Annotated in this window: 19 protein-coding genes; 4 read left to right on the top strand and 15 right to left on the bottom strand. The window is 72.1% G+C overall.

Annotation, left to right across the window (positions count from 1 at the left end):
• Positions 1–807 precede the first annotated feature (807 nt).
• Positions 808–1,149 carry a hypothetical protein gene (locus tag EG812_RS06530; RefSeq protein ID WP_043720963.1) on the top strand — a complete coding sequence of 114 codons (342 nt, stop codon included), beginning with the start codon at positions 808–810 and terminating at the stop codon, positions 1,147–1,149.
• Positions 1,146–1,805: a nucleotidyl transferase AbiEii/AbiGii toxin family protein gene (locus EG812_RS06525; RefSeq protein WP_353505295.1), complete on the top strand. Its 660-nt coding sequence runs from the start codon at positions 1,146–1,148 to the stop codon at positions 1,803–1,805. Before EG812_RS06530 ends, EG812_RS06525 begins: the two co-directional genes overlap by 4 nt.
• A gap of 135 nt (positions 1,806–1,940) precedes the next feature.
• On the opposite strand, the gene EG812_RS06520 is transcribed toward EG812_RS06525, so the two are convergent.
• Both EG812_RS06520 and EG812_RS06515 read right to left on the bottom strand, forming a co-directional pair.
• The gene (locus EG812_RS06520; RefSeq protein WP_013733940.1) at positions 1,941–2,843 is read right to left on the bottom strand and encodes an SDR family oxidoreductase; all 903 of its coding nucleotides are present in this window, start codon (positions 2,841–2,843) and stop codon (positions 1,941–1,943) included.
• A 157-nt stretch (positions 2,844–3,000) separates the two neighbouring features.
• A complete protein-coding gene (locus EG812_RS06515; protein WP_126711046.1) occupies positions 3,001–4,134 on the bottom strand; it encodes a geranylgeranyl reductase family protein in 1,134 nt (377 codons plus the stop codon).
• 139 nt (positions 4,135–4,273) lie between these two features.
• On the opposite strand from EG812_RS06515, the gene EG812_RS06510 reads away from it, so the two are divergent.
• A complete protein-coding gene (locus EG812_RS06510) occupies positions 4,274–4,510 on the top strand; it encodes a hypothetical protein (protein ID WP_013733942.1) in 237 nt (78 codons plus the stop codon).
• Positions 4,507–5,937 carry an MFS transporter gene (locus tag EG812_RS06505; RefSeq protein WP_126711045.1) on the top strand — a complete coding sequence of 477 codons (1,431 nt, stop codon included), beginning with the start codon at positions 4,507–4,509 and terminating at the stop codon, positions 5,935–5,937. The genes EG812_RS06510 and EG812_RS06505 overlap by 4 nt, the downstream gene beginning before the upstream one ends.
• 57 nt (positions 5,938–5,994) lie before the next feature.
• Here EG812_RS06505 and EG812_RS06500 read toward each other — a convergent pair whose 3' ends face one another.
• The 13 genes from EG812_RS06500 to EG812_RS06440 all read right to left on the bottom strand — a co-directional run bounded on the left by EG812_RS06500 (position 5,995) and on the right by EG812_RS06440 (position 17,812).
• Positions 5,995–6,693, bottom strand: a complete 699-nt coding sequence (locus tag EG812_RS06500; RefSeq protein WP_013733944.1) for a hypothetical protein — start codon at positions 6,691–6,693, stop codon at positions 5,995–5,997.
• Positions 6,694–6,925: 232 nt separating this feature from the next.
• Complete coding sequence (locus tag EG812_RS06495; RefSeq protein WP_233579413.1) at positions 6,926–7,954, bottom strand: DUF3626 domain-containing protein; 1,029 nt, start codon at positions 7,952–7,954, stop codon at positions 6,926–6,928.
• A 189-nt stretch (positions 7,955–8,143) separates the two neighbouring features.
• Positions 8,144–8,773 (bottom strand): MBL fold metallo-hydrolase, encoded by a 630-nt coding sequence (locus tag EG812_RS06490; RefSeq protein ID WP_126711044.1) that lies wholly within the window; start codon positions 8,771–8,773, stop codon positions 8,144–8,146.
• On the bottom strand, positions 8,773–9,858 hold the full coding sequence (locus EG812_RS06485; RefSeq protein ID WP_126711043.1) for an S-(hydroxymethyl)mycothiol dehydrogenase: 1,086 nt from the start codon (positions 9,856–9,858) through the stop codon (positions 8,773–8,775). Before EG812_RS06485 ends, EG812_RS06490 begins: the two co-directional genes overlap by 1 nt.
• The gene (locus EG812_RS06480; protein WP_126711042.1) at positions 9,855–11,261 is read right to left on the bottom strand and encodes an MFS transporter; all 1,407 of its coding nucleotides are present in this window, start codon (positions 11,259–11,261) and stop codon (positions 9,855–9,857) included. The genes EG812_RS06485 and EG812_RS06480 overlap by 4 nt, the downstream gene beginning before the upstream one ends.
• Complete coding sequence (locus tag EG812_RS06475; protein WP_126711041.1) at positions 11,258–11,920, bottom strand: GntR family transcriptional regulator; 663 nt, start codon at positions 11,918–11,920, stop codon at positions 11,258–11,260. Before EG812_RS06475 ends, EG812_RS06480 begins: the two co-directional genes overlap by 4 nt.
• Positions 11,921–12,010: 90 nt before the next feature.
• Entirely contained in the window at positions 12,011–12,865 is an 855-nt protein-coding gene (locus tag EG812_RS06470; protein WP_013733950.1) for an alpha/beta fold hydrolase, read from the bottom strand.
• Positions 12,862–13,710, bottom strand: coding sequence for an SDR family NAD(P)-dependent oxidoreductase (locus tag EG812_RS06465; RefSeq protein ID WP_126711040.1), 849 nt, complete (start codon positions 13,708–13,710; stop codon positions 12,862–12,864). The genes EG812_RS06470 and EG812_RS06465 overlap by 4 nt, the downstream gene beginning before the upstream one ends.
• Entirely contained in the window at positions 13,703–15,187 is a 1,485-nt protein-coding gene (locus EG812_RS06460) for a flavin-containing monooxygenase (protein ID WP_126711039.1), read from the bottom strand. The genes EG812_RS06465 and EG812_RS06460 overlap by 8 nt, the downstream gene beginning before the upstream one ends.
• 126 nt (positions 15,188–15,313) lie before the next feature.
• Positions 15,314–15,643, bottom strand: coding sequence for a hypothetical protein (locus EG812_RS06455; RefSeq protein WP_199743813.1), 330 nt, complete (start codon positions 15,641–15,643; stop codon positions 15,314–15,316).
• A gap of 19 nt (positions 15,644–15,662) precedes the next feature.
• Positions 15,663–16,529, bottom strand: coding sequence for a 4,5-DOPA-extradiol-dioxygenase (gene ygiD, locus EG812_RS06450; protein WP_233579397.1), 867 nt, complete (start codon positions 16,527–16,529; stop codon positions 15,663–15,665).
• Between the two features lie 94 nt (positions 16,530–16,623).
• Entirely contained in the window at positions 16,624–17,226 is a 603-nt protein-coding gene (locus EG812_RS06445; protein ID WP_126711038.1) for an MBL fold metallo-hydrolase, read from the bottom strand.
• Between the two features lie 10 nt (positions 17,227–17,236).
• Positions 17,237–17,812: a MarR family winged helix-turn-helix transcriptional regulator gene (locus tag EG812_RS06440; RefSeq protein ID WP_126711037.1), complete on the bottom strand. Its 576-nt coding sequence runs from the start codon at positions 17,810–17,812 to the stop codon at positions 17,237–17,239.
• Positions 17,813–17,838 lie beyond the last annotated feature (26 nt).

Raw genomic sequence — 17,838 nt, 5'->3', positions numbered from 1 at the left:
GACCAGCAACACCCAGCATGCTCTTACGGAAGATCGAGTTCATGAGGAAAGCTCCATTCGGGGGTAGACACACACCACGGGGGACGGGTGCATGCAAACGCCGTCAGGCGCTGAAAGAACAAGGGGGAAGGTTCACCGGCTCACACGCGGGGCGGGGACCCATCGCGGGGCCCCGGGGGGACACCTTCGCGGCGCCGGGACCATGTACAACGACCGACCACCCACCATCATTCCCGGGGGCCGGGCCAACCACGAAGCCATCTGGCCTGCTCCGGGGGGCCTCCATCAGCCGGTCAGACATGCACAACGACCCGACGGCCACCACCATTCCCGAGGGCTGACCATCCACCTCCCGGAGGTCGGCCACTCACGGAGCCATCCGCTCGGCACCGCAGCCTTCGTCGGCCGGTCAGGTACGTCCAACGACCCGCTGGCCGCCATCACTCCCCGGACGCCCGCACGCCAGACCGGACATACCACGCACCGACCGCACTTCCGGCGACCGGAAGGCAGGCGGCGACGGCGACGCACCGTTACGCCGACACGGCATCCAGCGCGGTGGGATACCGCCATTTCGCCGAAACGGTGTCGATCATCGCGCGCCGGGGCACGCCCCAACGGCCATCCCTGCGCGGACCGTCGTTACACGGCCCTCACCGTTACGCCGAAACGGCGGGATTCTGGGCGGCGGGAAAGCGCCATTTCGGCGTAACGGGCTTGTTCACGGTGCTCGTGGGGTGGGTGGGATTTGGTGGGGGTGGGTTGGGGAGAGTCCGGTTCTGGGGGGTGTGGGGTTACCCTGGCAGGATGCAGGCCGTCTACGGAGTGACGACCGGCGTGGCGCACCTCGCCCGGCCGGGGCGGCCCGCCGTGGTGGCCCGGACGTTGAGCGAGCTGCGTGGGCCCACCCGTGGGGTGGTGGAGCTGCCGGTACGACTGATGTGGTGCAGCGACCGCGCGTTCGACCTGGCCGACCCCGACCAGCTGCTCTGGATGTACGAGAACGTGCTGCGGGAGACCACCAGCGTCGACGATCTGCGTCGGTTGGTCAACGGGCGGACCCTGCCGCGGGTGTGGCGGCTGCTGAACCTGCCCCGGGGCGTACGCACCGCCTGGGAGAGCCGGCACCGGGGTCTGCGGTCGGCGTGATCACGCCGCATCCGCACGACTTCTACCGCGAGGTGGCCCGGGTCGCGTTGACCGTGGCCGGGCCGTACCGGTTCGTGCTCGGCGGTGGTGTCGCGTGGGCCGCGCACGGGTTGGTGACCCGCCCTACCGAGGACGTCGATCTCTTCGCCGACGTGGAGGGGGCCGCCGCCGCGGCAGCCGCCGACGTACGCGACGCCCTGCGGGCGGCCGGGTTCGAGGTGACCGACGCGGACCCGGACAGCGACCTCGGCGACCTGTTCGACGGCTTCCACGCGGACATGCGGGACTTCGTGGTCGCCCGGGACGGCCGGCAGATCCGGCTCAGTCTGGCCCGCCTCGACCGGCACCGCAGCCCGGTGGTGATGGACTTCGGGCCGGTGATGGACGTCCGCGACCTGATCGCCAACAAGACCGCCGCCCTGGTCAACCGGCGCGAGGTACGCGACTACATCGACGTGGCCGCCGCCCTGGCCGACCGGTCGGTGGCCGAACTGCTGGAGCTGGCCCGGCAGCTCGATCCCGCCTTGGACGACGAGGATGTCCGCGCCGCCGGCCGCTACCTCGACCGGATCCCCGACCGACGCTTCGCCCGCTACGGCCTCGACACTGCCGACATCACCCGAGTCCGTCGGCAACTGGCAACCTGGCCCCGCTGACCACAGGCTGACCAGGAACGCTGCACCCCGTCGGCAACGAACGGCGTGCCCCCGCCAACAAACCCTTCAATCGCAGGCGTTAACAAGGGGCCCCTCCTCTACCGCAGGCGTTAACAAGGGGCCCCTCCTTGCAGGTCATTTGGTGAAGCGGCCGCCGGTGACGCCGAGCACCTCGCCGGTGATGAAGCTCGACTCCTGCGAGGCGAAGAAGACGTACGCGGGCGCCAGTTCGGCGGGCTGGCCGGGGCGGCCGACCGGGGTGTCCGTACCGAACTGTTCGACCTTTTTCTCCGGCATGGTCGCCGGGATCAGAGGGGTCCAGATCGGGCCGGGGGCGACCGCGTTCACCCGGATGCCCTTGTCGACCAGGTCTGCGGCGAGGGACTTGGTGAAGTTCGCGATCCCCGCCTTGGTGGTGGCGTAGTCGAGCAGCTGCGGCGACGGGTCGAACGCCTGGATCGACGAGGTGTTGATGATCGCCGAACCCTCCTCCAGGTGCGGCAGGGCCGCCTTGCACAGCCAGAACATCGCGTACAGGTTGGTCTTGAGCACCCGGTCGAACTGTTCGGTGCTGATCCCGGCGATGCCCTTGTCCTGCGCCATCTGGTAGGCGGCGTTGTTCACCAGGATGTCGATGCCGCCCAGGTCGGACAGGGCCCGGTCGATCAGCCCTTGGCAGGTGCTCTCGTCGGTGATGTCGCCGCGCACCGCGACGCCCTTGCGGCCGGCGGCCTCGATGAGCCGTACGGTGTCCTGCGCGTCGGCGTCCTCCTCCTCGCTCAGGTAGGAGATGAGCACGTCGGCGCCCTCACGGGCGAAGGCGATCGCCACCGCCCGACCGATGCCGGAGTCACCTCCGGTGATCACCGCCTTCTTGCCGTCGAGTTTGCCGCTGCCGGAGTACGTCTCCTCGCCGTGGTCGGGCTTCGGGTTCATCTCCCCCGTACGCCCCGGTGGTGTCTGCTGCTGGGCCGGCTGTCCCGACTGCTGGCCGTACTGCTCGGTGGGGTCCTGCTGGGTGTGCTGGTCCTGGCTCACGGGGGTCTCCTCGTGCGGGTCGTTGGGATCCGGTCCCGGATGGCCCTACCCCCACCGGCGGCGCGGAAACGGCCGACCGTGCCGTGGATCATCACCGCTGAGGCATCCTAGGATCCTGGGTGGCAGGAACGGCGATGGGTGTCGACGGGGATCAGGGTCAGCGCTGGCGCGGCAGCCGGGCGGCCAGCGCCAGGGCGGTGCGGACGGGCAGCGCCTCGACCAGTTGACCGAAGTCGGACCGGCCCAGGCAGAACCGGGTGAACGCCCGCCAGCCGGGCGGCGTGCCCAACGCCAGGTGGAAGAACTCCGGTCGCTGGGCGAAGACCTCCCGCAGCCGGTGCCCGGCCCGGATGGCCGGCATGAGCCGCTGCTGCACCGCGCTTTCGTAGCCGGTCAGGTCGGCGGCGGCGACCGCCTCACCCGCCAGTTCCCCGGAACGCAACGCGAAGCTGATCCCCTCCCGGCTCCAGGGTTCCAACAGGCCGGCGGCATCCCCGGCGACCAGGACCCGGCCCCGGCGCAACGGTGAGTCCTCGGCGCGGCAGCGGGTCAGGTGCCCGGTGTCGTGCACCGGTGACACCCCGGCCAGGCCCAGTCGGTCGACAAAACGGCGCAGATACTCCCGGGTGCGCTCCCCGTCGCCCCGACCGGCGATCACCCCGACGCTGAGCCGGTCGGCTTTGGGAAACACCCAGGCGTACGAGCCGGGCAGCGGGCCCCAGTCGAGCAGCATCCGACGCCGCCACCGGGCCTGCTGCTGCGGTGACACCGGCAATTCCAGTTCCAACCCCAGATCCACCTGCCGGTACCGCACCCCGACGTGGCGGGCGCTGACCCCTGACGAGCCGTCCGCACCGACGACAGTCCGCGCCAGGACCGTGGCATCGTCGGCCAGCCGCAGGCGTACGCCGTCGGGGGTCTGATCCACGGCACGGACCGTGACCCGCTCGCGGACCTCGGCCCCGGCGGCCACTGCGGCGGCGCGCAGCCGGTCGTCGAACTCGTCGCGACGCACCATCCGCACCAGCGCACCGGGCCGGTGCCGTCGGGTGAACGAACGACGCCCGTCCAAAGTGAAGGTGACCTCATCGACCGCGTCGTGCACGGGCACGTCGATGCGGGTGGCGACGGCCGCGAACGAGATGCCGGTCAACCCGCCGCCGCAGGTCTTGTAACGCGGGTGCGCGGCGCGTTCGAGGACCAGCGTGCGGACGCCGCGCCGGGCGGCGGCGAAAGCGGCCGACAGGCCGGCCGGCCCACCGCCGATCACTGCGAGTTCCCAGACGGTCACCGCAGCAGCGTAGAGCAGGGTGGGCCACCACGCGGGGACGCCGATCCACGCGCCGTCGCCGGTGCATTTTCGGCCTCGCAGGGGGTAACCGCGCGGCGCAGACCGCCTGGGTGGGCGGGTGGAGCGTGAGGAGGGCACCATGCAGCAGGTGCAGCTGTCGGACGTCGAGGTGCGGGTGTACGACGCGGTGGCGGCGCTGGAGGCACGCGGACAGGTCCCGTACCCGGACTCGATCGCCCAGGAGTGCGGACTGACCGAGGAGCAGTTGCAGACGCCACTGCACCTGCTCACCGAGAAGAACCTGCTGCACCGGGAGGACTCCCCGATGGCCGGGCTGGACTTCGGTCCCCGGTTCTGCGCGCAGCAACTGGCGTGACGGACGCCGCCCGAGCGGCACCCGAGTCCTACGACGGGCGACGACGGTGGCAGGCCCTCGGCGTCGGGTTGGTCGCGGCGTTCATGACGCTGCTGGACATCAGCATCGTCAACGTGGCCATCCCGTCGCTGGACCGGGGGTTGGACGCCAGCCCGGCCGACCTTCAGTGGGTGCTGTCCGGGTACGCGTTGGCCTTCGGGTTGGTGCTGGTGCCCGCCGGTCGCTTCGGTGACGTGCACGGCCGCCGCAACGCCTTCGTCTTCGGCATCGCGCTGTTCACGGCGACCAGCGCAGTGGCCGGCCTGGCCCAGTCCGCCACCTGGCTGGTCCTCGCCCGGCTCCTCCAGGGCGCCGCCGCCGGGCTGGTGAATCCGCAGGTGACCGGGATGATCCAGCAGCTTTTCCAGGGTCCGGAACGGGCTCGACCTTTCGGCCTGCTCGGTGCCACCATCGGCATCTCCACCGCGATCGGTCCGCTGCTCGGCGGCGTGCTGATCGCCGCGGGCGGCCCGGAACACGGCTGGCGGTGGGTCTTCTTCGTCAACGTCCCGGTGGGGATCGTCGCGATGGTCCTCGGCTGGCGGCTGATCCCCCACCAGCCGGTGGGTCAGACCGTCCGCCGCCGCGCGGACCCGGTGGGCGTCCTGCTGCTCGGCGTGGGTGTGACGCTGCTGCTGCTGCCGATGGTGCAACGGGAGCAGTGGCACGGCCCGGCCAAGTGGCTGCTGCTGCCCGCCGGCCTGATCACGCTTGTCGGCTTCACGTTCTGGGAGCGGCGGTACGCCCGGCGGGGTCCCCCGCTGTTCGACGTGGGCCTGTTCCGGGTCCAGTCGTACGCCCTCGGCGCGCTGATCGCCCTGAGCTACTTCGGCGGCTTCACCGCGATCTTCTTCATCTTCACCCTCTATCTCCAGACCGGGCTCGGCTACAGCGCCCTCGTCGCCGGTCTGGCCATCACCCCGTTCGCGCTCGGCTCGGCCGTCGCGTCGGCGATCGGTGGTCGGATCGTCAACCGGTTCGGTCGACCGCTGGTCGCCGCCGGGCTGCTCGCCGTGGTGGTCGGGCTCGGTCTGGTCGCGTTGGCCATCGAGGTGGCGCCGCACGCCCCGGTGCCGTGGGTGACCTCCGCTCCCCTGCTGCTCGCCGGGATCGGCAGCGGTCTGGTGATCGCCCCGAACCAGACGTTGACCCTCTCCGAGGTGCCGGTGCCGCAGGCGGGCAGCGGCGCGGGGATGCTGCAGACCGGTCAACGCATCGGCTCGGCGGCCGGCATCGCCGCCGTGGGCGCGGTCTTCTTCTCGGCCGTGGGCAGCGACAACGACTGGTCGAAGGCGTTCGAGCAGTCGCTGCTGGTGTCGGCCGGGATCATCGCGTTGGCCCTGCTGGTCGCCCTCGTCGACATCTTCCGCCACCGCCGGCACGCCTGAGGCTACGGTGTGGGTGACGCGAAGCGGCCGGCCCCGTGGGGCCGGCCGCTTCGGAACTCACCAGAGCTGGGAGACGATGTCCGCCGCCTGCTCCTCCCACTGCGCGTAGTGGAACGGGTAGGCCGACACCTGCACCGTCTGCGCCGCGGCGGTCAACGGCATGTCACGCCACCCGTTGACGTTCTTCAACGCCTGGAAGAAGGCGTTCGAGGAGTACTCGGGATCGGTGATCTGCGCTTCGGTGCCCCAGCCGCTGGACGGACGCTGCTGGAACAGCCCCTGCGAGTCGTGGTCGTTGTACGCCCCCAGGTGGCCGAGGTTGTACAGCTTCGACTCCTGCAACGCGGTGGCGATGCCGATCACCGCGCCCCGCTCGCCGACGCCGGTCTTCTTGGCCACCTCGATGATGGTCTTGGCGTTCTCCCGCTGGGCGCCGTCCAGCGGCACACGCGACTGCGCGCCCTGGACGCCGTGCGGGATCAACTCCCCACGGCTCGGCTTGCCGGCGGACGGCTTGTCGGTACGGCCACCGGTGGTCAGCGCCGACTCGACAGTCGTGCCGGTGGTCTCCCGACCGGTGGCCTTGTCGATCGCGGCCACGGCACCCTCGTGCGGGCCGGTGGTGAGCGGTGCGGCGACGGCCGTCGGGCCGAAGGCCAGCCCGGCGAGGGCGGTGACGCCCACCACGCTCAGCGTGGTCTTGCGATTCGGGTTCGTCGCGATGGCCGGGAGCCATCGAGTGAAGTCGAACTTCACGATGGTTGCCCTTTCGATCGTTACGAGCCGCTCGGGGTTGAGCCGCTCTCGGGGGACGATCGCCGGCAGGGGTTTGGATGCCAGCGCCTCGGGGGACACAACCCGGCCGACGTGTCGGGCATTTCCAGAAATAGCCCGGACGCGGAGGGTGAGACCCTGCTCACGCCCCGGGTCGGGCAGACACTCTGACCCGGCACGAACCGGACGTCGGTGTGGATCAGTGACGAACCGGTCAGTCGGCAGGCACGCCGAAGCGCACCAGCACGTGCCAGAGCTGCTTGAGGTGTTGCCGCGTGTCGGTGACCGGGCCCCGGTCGGCCCAGCGGGCCGGGTCGGTGACGACCGAGGCGGCGGCCCGACCGATCAGGGCGGCGGTGAGCGGTTCGCCGGGTCGGGCGAACTCGGCGTGCACCCGGGCCGCCAGCGGCACCATCGCCGGCCCCCGGAAGTCGGCGTCGACCTGGTCCACCGGCAGGACGAAGCCGGCGTGCCAGCGCAGCCGGAACCCGTACCGTCGGGCGGCGGTGGCGAGGTCCGCGCCGACGGCGGTGCCCCGGAACGAGGGATCGGCGACCAGCTCCTGCACGTCCCGGCCCAGGTGCAGTTCGCCGTGCACCTGGGCTTCGACGTAGTCGTCCAGGGCCCGGCCGGCGGCGGCTGCCGCGAGGTCCTCGCGGCGGCGCAGCAGGTGCGCGGTGAGGTCGACCAGGTTCATGCCGGGACGGCCCAGGCAGACGCCGGTGTCCACCGTCGCCGCGAGCAGCGCGGCCAACACCGGCTCGAACACCTCGGCGGTGCCGACGTCGCGGGGACCGAGGTGGCTGTCGCCGAAGCAGAACGTGGTGCGGTGCCGCACCTCGGGCCGCAACCGCAGGTGGCAGGAGCCGAACCGGACAGCGGCGCCGTCCGGGTGGTCGAGCAGGTTCAGGCCGCCGTACTTCGGCCGCTCCGCCGGGCGCACGCCCGGTCGCTGGTACGCCCCGCCGAACATCTGCTGCTCCCACCGGTCCCGATCGCCCCCCGGGTACGCGGTCAGCCCGCCGTTGGAGATCCCGGTCTCGAACTGGCTGCGGTAGACGCCTTGCGCGGCGAGGGCCTGCGCGACCGACCGGCCGTCGGCGAGCAGCCGGTCGGGGTGGAAGTTGAGGGTGATCCGGCCGTCGTGGCCGATCGCCTCGACGAGGTGCGCCGTGTCGGCGCGTACCCCGGTGAGCAGTCGACCGATGATGGCCCGCGCGTCCGGACGGTCGCGCAGCGCCACGGTCCGCACGTGCCGCAGCGCGTGACGCTGGGCCGGGGTCAACGTCGGTGGCGGGCCGGGCTGGCGTGGGGCGACACCGGCGGCGGGTGGAACCGCCGCCGGTGCGCGTTCACAATCGGGTACGGATGACACGGCGACAGGGTCGCCCGACTTCGACCGCCGACGCATCACATTTGTCGGCGACGCAGGTCAGTGTCCCCGGGCCAGCCACTGCGGCAGTTGCGGCGCTTCGGCGCCGATGGTGCTGCTGTCACCGTGACCGGGATGCACCACGGTCTGCGGCGGCAGGGTGAGCAGCCGGTCGCGGATCGAGTCGATGATGGTGCCGAAGTCGCTGTAGGAGCGGCCGGTGGCACCGGGACCGCCGGCGAACAGGGTGTCGCCGGTGAAGACGACCTCCTGGGCGGCGTCGTGCAGGCAGCACGCGCCGGGGCTGTGCCCGGGGGTGTGCAGCACGGTCAGCGTGCTGCCGCCGACCTGGATCCGCTGGCCGTCGTGCAGCTCGCCGCCCGGCGGTTCGTCGGGGTGCACCATGTCCCACAGCACCCGGTCGGCAGGGTGCAGCAGCACCGGCGCGCCGGTGGCGCGGGACAGCTGCGGGGCGACCCGGACGTGGTCGTCGTGGGCGTGGGTGGCGACGATCGCGGTGACCCGGCGGCCGGCCACCACCTTGCAGATGGCGTCCACGTCGTGCGGGGCGTCGATGACCACGCACTCGGTGTCGTCGCCGACCACCCAGACGTTGTTGTCGACGTCGAAGGTCTGCCCGTCGAGGGAGAAGGTGCCGGAGGTGACGGCGTGGTCGATGCGGGCGGTCATCAGAAGACCACCACCGAGCGCAGCACGTCGCCGTGGTGCATCCGGGCGAACGCCTCCTCGACCCCGTCGAGGCTGATCTCCTCGGTGACGAAGGCGTCCAAGTCGAGGCGGCCCTGCAGGTAGAGCTCGGTGAGCATCGGGAAGTCGCGGCTGGGCAGACAGTCGCCGTACCAGCTCGACTTGAGTGCCCCGCCCCGGCCGAAGACGTCCAGCAGCGGCAGTTCGACGCGCATCTCGGGGGTGGGTACGCCGACCAGCACGACGGTGCCGGCCAGGTCACGGGCGTAGAAGGCCTGCTTCCAGGTCTCCGGTCGACCGACCGCGTCGATCACCACGTCGGCGCCGAACCCGCCGGTGGCAGCCTGGATCTCGGCCACCGGGTCGGCCTCGGAAGCGTTCACCGTGTGGGTGGCACCGAACTTGCGGGCCCAGTCGAGCTTGCGGGAGTCGGTGTCCACCGCGACGATCGTGGTCGCGCCGGCCAGCACCGCACCGGCGATCGCCGCGTCGCCGACGCCGCCGCAGCCGATCACCGCCACCGAGTCACCGCGGGTCACCCCGCCGGTGTTCATCGCCGCGCCGAGGCCGGCCATCACCCCGCAGCCGAGCAGCCCCACGGCGGCGGGCCGGGCGGCCGGGTCCACCTTCGTGCACTGGCCGGCGTGCACAAGCGTCTTCTCGGCGAACGCGCCGATGCCCAGGGCCGGGGTGAGTTCGGTGCCGTCGGTCAGGGTCATCTTCTGGGCGGCGTTGTGGGTGGCGAAGCAGTACCACGGGCGGCCGCGTCGGCAGGCCCGGCACACACCGCAGACGGCCCGCCAGTTGAGCACCACGAAGTCGCCCGGGGCGATCGCGTCGACCCCCGCACCGACCTGCTCGACGATGCCGGCGGCCTCGTGCCCGAGCAGGAACGGGTAGTCGTCGTTGATGCCGCCCTCGCGGTAGTGCAGGTCGGTGTGGCAGACCCCGCAGGACTGCACCCGTACCACCGCCTCGCCGGGCCCGGGGTCCGGCAACACGATGTCGGTCACCTCGACCGGAGCGCCCTTGCTGCGCGAGATGACTCCCCTGACCTGCTGGCTCACGCTTTCCTCCTCATCCGCGCCGGCGCGCCGCGCCGCCGTGCTGCGGCTTCGCCGGTGAACCGACGGCGCCGACGATCATCCCCGGAGGCGAACCTACCGCCGCGACCACCGATCGGCACAGTGTCCGGGCGGCCGACCGGCAGGTCCGGCCCGTCGTGCTGGCGTCGGGCGGCGTTGCGCCACCGCAGCACCTGCACCACACCCACCGCCCACAGTACGTACTGCACGGCGAAAGCCCAGCGGTATGCGTCGAGACCGGGCACGGTCTGCCCGGCCGGGGTGGCCACGTCGAGCACCACGCCGATGGCGAGCACCAGGGCGATCGCCGCGACGAAGCCACCGACGTTGACGATCCCGGTGGCGCTGCCGATGCGGTTGACCGGGTTGAAGGTGCGGACGAAGTCGAAGCCGATAAGCGAACCGGGGCCGTTGAAGGCCAGCACCAGCACCAGGGCGACGAGCAGCCAGCCGGGCGCACGGCCGGGCCAGGCCAGCACCACCGTCCAGGTCGCCGCGGTCGCCGCGACGATGCTGAAGACCACCACCGAACGCCGTCGCGGGAACCGGGCGCACAGGTGCGCCACCGTCGGCCCGGTCACCAGCATGCCCATCGTCAGTACGGTGAGCAGGGTGGCGGCCGCCGTGGGCGTGAGCCCCTGCCCCTGCACCAGGAACGGGAAGCCCCACAGCAGCGCGAACACGCTGCCGGAGAACTGGGCGACGAAGTGGGTCCACAGCCCGAGGCGGGTGCCCGGGGCGGCCCAGGCGGCGGCGAGCAGCCCGCGCGGCGGCGGCGCGGCGGCCACTGTCACCCGGCGCGGGCTGTCCCGGATCGCGGCGACGGCCACCAGCAGGATCACCGTGGACACTGCGGCGGCGGTCAGGAAGGCGGTGGTCCAGCCGGTGTGTTCCAGCAGCAGCACGAGCGGGACGGCGCCGAACACCGCGCCGAGTTGCCCGAGCGTGCCGGTCAACTGCACGAGCATCGGGTTGCGGCGGCCCGGGAACCAGTACGCGACGATCCGCAGCACGCTGATGAAGGTCATCGCGTCGCCGAGACCGACCAGGACGCGAGCCGCCACGGCCAGGCGTACGTCGGTGGCGAGGGCGAAGCAGAGTTGACCGGCCACCATCAGGGCGCCGCCGGTGATCAGCAGGCGGCGGGAGCCGTACCTGTCGAGCAGCATGCCGACGGGCACCTGCATCAGCGCGTACACGGCGAGCTGGGCGACGGTGAAGGTGGCAAGCGTCGCGGCGCTGATCTCGAAGCGGTGGGACGCCTCCACCCCGGTGACACCGAGCGAACTGCGGTGGAACACCGACGCGGCGTACGCGCTCAGGGCCACGCCCCACACCAGCAGCGCCTGCCGGCGCGGTACGGGTGCCGGGTCGGCCAGGCTCACCGCAGGCCCCGCAGCGCGCGGGCGGCGTTGTCGATGTGGGTGGCCACGGTGGCCAGCCACGGTCCGGGGCCGTCGGCGTCGAGGGCGGCCAACTGGGCGGCGTGGTCGGTCAGCGCCATGTCGGCCCAGCGGGGCGAGAGCCGGAAGGTCGTCTCACCCATTCGCAGTTGCCGGTCACGCAGCCGCTGGTACAACTCGGCGAGGATCTCGTTGCCGGCGGCGTCCACGACGGTGGCGTGGAACGCCCGGTCGGCGGCCATCAGGGCGGTCAGGTCACCGGCGGTGTGGGCGGCGCGCATCTCGGCCAGCCGGGCGGCCAGGTCGGCGCGGATCTCGGCGCGCCGCGGCCAGACCTGCTCGGCGGCGTGCACCTCGACCAGCCGGCGGGCCTCGATGACGTCGGTGATCTCGCGGGCCGAGACCGGCAGGATCAGCGCCCCGCGCTTGGGATAGAGCCGGACCAGCCCTTCGGTCTCCAGTCGCAGCAACGCCTCCCGCACCGGAGTTCGTGACACCCCGGTCGCCTCGGCGATCTCACCCTCGCTGACCAACGCCCCACCGGGATGGACCTGTTCCAGGATGGCCTGCTTCAGGTGGCGGTAGGCGCGTTCGGCGGCCGATGGCGCGGCGGTACGACCGACCGACGAGGGATGCGTCATGTATCTATCATGCGCCTCAGGACTTTCGGCAGCTCCGGCAGGGTCCCGACGGTCGCCGGCTGCGCGGTGGCCGTGGCGGTCGTCCTGCTGCTATCGCGACCCGGGTGCCGTGGCCCAGAAGTCGCGCACCAGTTCGCTGAACTCCTCGGCACGCTCGACCTGCGGCAGGTGTCCACAGCCGGCGAACACCTGGGTACGGGCGTGGGGCAGCAGCGTACGCGCGGCGGCCAGGTGCGCCGGCGGCAGGATCCGGTCGTCGTCGCCCCAGACCACCAGGGTCGGCAGGCCGAGTCCGGCCAACCGGCCGAGCAGCTCGTCGCGCCAGGGCTGCCGGATGCCGCGCACGGTGCCGAGACCACGCGCGGTCTCCAGCACCACCCGTGCGGCGTACGGGCGGCGGGCCACCGCCAGGGTGTGCCCGATCCGCTCGGGGCTGGCCAGCGTCGGGTCGTGGAACAGCGCCCGCTCGGCGCGACCGGCCGTGTGACGGCTGGGCCGCAGCAGCAGCCGACCCAGGCCGGGCAGGGTGATCAGCCGCAACGCCAGGGTCACCTCGCGGCCGAAACCCGCGCTGGCTACCAGGGTGAGGGAGGCGACCCGGGTCGGCCGGGTGACCGCGTACCCCATGGCGACGGCGCCGCCGAGCGAGTTGCCCACCAGATGCACCGGCTCGTCGACCCCGGCCGCGTCCAGGTAGGCGCCGACGAACCGGGCCAGCGCCGGCAGGGTGTACGGCTCGGTCATCGGCAACGATCCGCCGTGGCCGGGCAGGTCGACGCTGTGCACCCGGTACCGGTCGGCCAGCAGGTCATGCTGTTCGGTGAAGTCCCGCAGCGTACGCCCGATGCCGTGCAGCAGCAGCACCGGCGGCCCGGCGCCGTCGACGCGGTGATGGACCCGCCGCCCGTCGACGGTGAGGTGCCGGAACCGCGCGGGGGTGCTCACCCTTGCGCGGGGGTACGGGGGCGGGTCTCGGCGCGGCCGATGGCGGCCAGCAGGTGACGGTGAGCGGCCGGCGCGACCCGGACCAGCAGGTCGGGAAGGCGGGCCGACCAGCCGATCAGGACGCGACCTCGGCGGCGGGCGACGCCTCGCAGGATGGCCTCGGCGGCGGTCGCCGGGTCGATGGTGAGCAGTCGTTCGAAGCGCCGCCGGCCGTCCTCGAACTGGACCCGGTCCACCCCGCTGCCCACCCGCGCGTCGCGGGCGATGCGGGTGCGCACCCCACCCGGGTGCACGCAGGTGACGCCGATGCCGTCGACGGCGAGTTCGTGTCGCAGCGCCTCGGTGAAGCCGCGTACCGCGAACTTGCTGGCCGAGTAGGCGACCTGGCCCGCCGGGGCGATCAGCCCGAACAGGCTGCTGACGGCGACCAGGTGCGCGCCGGGTTCGGCCTTGAGCGCCGGCAACAACGCGTGGGTCAACTGTGCCACCGCCCGGAAGTTCACCTCGACGACCCAGCTGAACTCGTCGAAGGTCACCTCGTCGAAGCGCCCGCCGAGGGCCACCCCGGCGTTGTTGACAAGCAATCGGATCCTCGGGTGTCGGGTGCGGATCTGCTCGGCGACAGCGGCGGTGGCCTGCGCGTCGGCCAGATCGACCTGGTACGTGTGCACCGTCCGACCGGTGGCGCGCAGCGCGGCGGCCACCGCGTCGAGTCCGTCGGCGTCCCGGTCGAGCAGGACCAGGTCGCTGCCGCGCCGGGCCAGCCCGTGGGCCAGGGCCGCGCCGATGCCACCGGCCGCGCCGGTGACGACGGCGGTGCCGCCGGTGAAGTCGAACCTACGCATCGACAGACCTCCGTAGTGCCGAGTCGGCCCGGCTGAATCGGACCCCAGGGTCGGTGACCCGCCCGAACCGCAGCAGCAGCAGATCGCGCAGGTAGTTCTGGCGCACCCGCCACGGTGCCCGATGACCCTGCCGGGGCAGCCGATCGACGCCCCGGCGCACGTACCCGGAGGTGAGCCCGACCAGCGGCGCCCGGCGATCGTCGGGTGGGGCCAGCGGGGTGACCACCTGCGTGCCGGTGCGGTCCAGGTGCCGCAGCAGCCGGCACACGTACTCGGCGACCAGGTCGGTCCGCAGCGTCCAGGATGCGTTGGTGTAGCCGAAGGCCAACGCGAAGTTCGGCACCCCGGAGAGCAACGTCCCCTTGTACGCGACGGTCTGCGCCACGTCGACGTCGACGCCGTCCACCCGCAGTGTCATCCCGCCGAGCAGGAGCAGGTCGAGCCCGGTGGCGGTGACCACCACGTCGGCCGGCAGGTGGACACCGGAGGTCAGCGCAATGCCGTCGGTGGTGAAACGGTCGATGGTGTCGGTGACCACGGTGGCCCGACCGGCGGACACCGCGGCGAACAGGTCCCCGTCGGGATCCACGCACAACCGCTGATCCCAGGGGTCGTAGCGGGGGTTGAAATGGCGGTCCACGTCGTAGCCGGCCGGCAGCGCGCGGGCCGTTCGCCGGCGCAGCGCCCGCCGCACCAGCCCGGGCGCCCACCGGCTGAGCTGGTAGATGGCGGTGACCAGCAGGATGCTCTTCCAGCGAATCAGCGGGTACGCGAGCCGCTCCGGCAACCGGCGGCGCAGCGTGTCGGCGAGCGCATCGTCACTGGAGTGTGCCAGCACGTAGGTGGGTGAGCGTTGCAGCATGGTCACCTCGGCGGCCTGCCGGGCCAACGCCGGGACCAGGGTGATGGCGGTGGCGCCACTGCCGATCACCACCACCCGGCGGTCGCGCAGGTCGAGGTCGGCGGGCCAGTGCTGCGGATGCACGATTTGGCCGGTGAACTGCTCCTGCCCGGTGAACTGCGGGGCGTACCCGGCGTCGTAACGGTAGTAGCCGGTGCAGGCGTACAGGAAGGAGCAGGTGAGGGTGAGTGTCTCGGCGGTGTCGTCGCGGCGGACCAGTACCGTCCAGCGGGCCTGCCTGCTGTCCCAGTCGGCCCGCAGCACCCGGTGCCGCAACCGGACGTGCCGGGTGACGTCGTGCTCGTCGGCGGTACGACGCAGGTAGTCGAGGATCGTCGCGCCCTCGGCGATCACCTTCGGGGCCTGCCACGGGGCGAAGGAGTAGCCGAAGGTGGACATGTCGGAGTCGGAGCGTACGCCCGGATAGCGGAACAGGTCCCAGGTGCCGCCGATGCAGTCGCGGGCCTCCAGCACGGCGAACGTCTTGTCCGGGCAGTGCCGGCGCAACTGGCAGGCCGCGCCGATGCCGGACAGCCCGGCGCCCACGATGAGCACGTCGACGTGGTCCGGGGCCATCTGATCTTCCTCCAGGTACGCGAGACGCTGCCTGGGGACCCTATCCGGTGGGGTGGACCAGCGCGGCCTGGCGGGCGGTGGTGACCAGGGCCGCCGCCGTGGGCAGCAGAGCACGTTCCGCCGGGCTCAGGGTGGTGTTGGCGTGGCGTATCGCCACCGCCTCGTCGACAAGCGGCTCGGTATGGTCACCGATCGCCCGCAGGTAGGCGCGAAGCAGGTGCCCGGCTTCCGCGGCGAGCGGTTGACCGGGATGACGTTCTCCGGATGCAGGTCCAGGTGCAGGATCGGTGCCTGCTCGCCGGTGCCGGGCAGCGGCGCGACCGCGTACAAGTGGGCCATGAAGGCGGCCTCGACCGTCACCTCTGCGCCCTCGCGGTAGCGGCGCAGGACCTGGTCGCCGTCGAGGGCGTACACGTCGGCCTCCCGTCCACGGGCGAAGGGCGTGGAGGCTGCCATGTCCGCAAGGGTAGTGGGTTCAGATGTTCGCGGAGTCCGGCGGCACCGCGTCGGGCAGCGTCGGCGCGCCGGCGAGCGGTTCGGTGGCCCGGCCGGGCAGACCCAGGGTGTACGCGGTCATCGACAGCGACCCGTAGGCGTACCCGTCCACCAGCACCTCGGTGCCCTGCCCGGCCGCCCCGGCCAGGCCGGCCAGGTAGAGCAGCGGGATGAAATGGTCCGGTGTCGGCACAGCGAGGCCGAAGTCGCGGTGGGCGTCAAGGTGACCGGCCTCGGTGGGGTCGTCCAGCATGGTCGCCTTGGCCGCCTCGTCGAAGCGCTGCGCCCAGTCGAAGCCCTGGTCGACCAGTCGACGGTCGACGCCACCGAGGTTGTGCACCACATTGCCGCTGGCCACCACAAGCACTCCGCGCTCGCGCAGCGGGGCGAGCTTCGCGCCCAGCTCAAGGTGGTAGTCGAGGCCCTTGAAGGCGTTGATGCTCAGTTGCACGACCGGGATGTCCGCCTCGGGGAAGGCGTGCACCAGCACCGACCAGGTGCCGTGGTCGATGCCCCAGGAGTCGATGTCGGCGCCCACCCAGGTCGGGTGCACCACGTCACTTACCTCTTCGGCCAGCTCGGGCAGGCCTGGCGCGGGATAGCGGACGTCGAACAGCTCCTGCGGGAAGCCGTAGAAGTCGTGGATCGTCTTCGGGCGGGGCATCGCGGTGACCGCGGTGGCACCGATGTACCAGTGGGCGGAGACCACCAGGATCGCCCGGGGCCGGGGCACCGACCGGCCGAAGGCCCGCCACGCGGCGGTGTACCGGTTGACCTCCAGGGCGTTCATCGGACTGCCATGGCCGAAGAACACGGCCGGCATCGTGGACACCGTCTTGTCGCTCATCGCACGCTCCTGCCGTGACCCCTCGCCAGAGGGTATCCGGCCCGCCCGGTGGCCGGCAGGGCTGCGCCGATCCCGTACGCGACCGGGGGTGCCCTCAGGCGGTCTCGCCCGGGGCGAGGTACCGGTAGCCGGGGACGGTCTCGGTGAACCAGCCATTGACGCTGGCCAGGCCCCGGTCGTTGAGCTGGGCGTCGTGGATGGGGAACACCTCGGTCGCGCCGACCGCGGTGGCGAAGTCGATCGCCTCGGTGAGTTTGAGCCAGGACGCCTGCGCCGGGACCAGCAGGGTCCGCACCGGCCGACCCGGCAGGTGCAGCGAGTCGCCCGGGTGGTAGACGGCGTCGTCGACGAGATAGCCGAGGTTGACGCAGTCGGGTTGGTCGCCGTGGATGGTGGCGTGCCGTCCACCGACGGCGGTCACCTCGAACCCGGCGGCGGTGAAGCGTTGCCCCGGTCGCACCCGGGTCACCGGCAGCCGGGCCAGGTCCGGCAGCACGGCGCCCTCCGGTACGAAGACCGGCACGCCCAGACCGGCCAACCGCAGCACGTCGACGTGATCGGTGTGTTCGTGGCTGACCAGTACGGCGTCGGCGCCGGCCAGGGCCCGCGGCTCACTCCACGTGCCGGGGTCGATGACCAGCACCGTGCCGTCCAGTTCGAGCCGGACGCAGGAATGGGTGTACTTCGTTATCCGCACCCGATGCAGGCTACGGCTCGGCGGTGCGGCGGGGGGTCCCGCTGCGCGTGGCGCGGGTCGCCGGGCGGCGGCGTGACGGTGGCGGGTCCGCCACCACCTCGGCCACCGCACACAGGTCGGTCAACGGGTCGGCCGCCTGCGCCGCGCACGCCGCCCGGCGCAGCAGGGCCCGCAGGGTGGCCGCCTCCTCGTCGGTCAACGCCGCCATCAGGCGTGTCTCGACGTCCCGCAACGCCTCCCGCCGCTGCCGGGCCGCCGCCCGACCGGCGTCGGTGACGACGACCAGCCGGCTGCGCCGGTCGGCCGGGTCGGGGCGACGCGACAGCAGCCCGTCGCGCTCCAGGTCGTCGATCAGGTACGTCAGCACGGTCCGGTCGATGCCCAACTCCTCGGCGATCGCGCCCTGGTTACGCGCCGGCTCCCGGTCGGCGGCGACGAGCACCTGGTAACCGCGGGGCCCGCCGGGCAGGTCACCGACGGTGTGCTCGGCGCCGCGGAGGTGGGCCCGGAAGAGGACGCCGAGCATCCACCCGAAGTCGTTGGTGATCGGGTCGGTGTGGATGTCGTCGCCGTGGGGACCGCTCATGCCCCAAGGTTAGCCCAGATCACAGA

It is taken from the genome of Verrucosispora sp. FIM060022, from assembly GCF_003977705.1.
In the GTDB taxonomy this organism is placed as follows: Bacteria; Actinomycetota; Actinomycetes; order Mycobacteriales; family Micromonosporaceae; genus Micromonospora; species Micromonospora gifhornensis.
Note: the sequence above shows the minus strand (reverse complement) of the source record. Positions and strands in the feature narration are given on the sequence as shown.

What these genes read in the sequence shown, in the direction of transcription:
- EG812_RS06530 (WP_043720963.1), top strand. Translation starts at nt 808, where the DNA reads ATGCAGGCCGTCTACGGAGTGACGACCGGCGTGGCGCACCTCGCCCGG.
- EG812_RS06510 (WP_013733942.1), top strand. Translation starts at nt 4,274, where the DNA reads ATGCAGCAGGTGCAGCTGTCGGACGTCGAGGTGCGGGTGTACGACGCG.
- EG812_RS06490 (WP_126711044.1), bottom strand. Translation starts at nt 8,773, where the DNA reads ATGACCGCCCGCATCGACCACGCCGTCACCTCCGGCACCTTCTCCCTC.
- EG812_RS06475 (WP_126711041.1), bottom strand. Translation starts at nt 11,920, where the DNA reads ATGACGCATCCCTCGTCGGTCGGTCGTACCGCCGCGCCATCGGCCGCC.
- EG812_RS06465 (WP_126711040.1), bottom strand. Translation starts at nt 13,710, where the DNA reads ATGCGTAGGTTCGACTTCACCGGCGGCACCGCCGTCGTCACCGGCGCG.
- EG812_RS06460 (WP_126711039.1), bottom strand. Translation starts at nt 15,187, where the DNA reads ATGGCCCCGGACCACGTCGACGTGCTCATCGTGGGCGCCGGGCTGTCC.
- EG812_RS06455 (WP_199743813.1), bottom strand. Translation starts at nt 15,643, where the DNA reads ATGGCAGCCTCCACGCCCTTCGCCCGTGGACGGGAGGCCGACGTGTAC.
- ygiD (WP_233579397.1), bottom strand. Translation starts at nt 16,529, where the DNA reads ATGAGCGACAAGACGGTGTCCACGATGCCGGCCGTGTTCTTCGGCCAT.
- EG812_RS06440 (WP_126711037.1), bottom strand. Translation starts at nt 17,812, where the DNA reads ATGAGCGGTCCCCACGGCGACGACATCCACACCGACCCGATCACCAAC.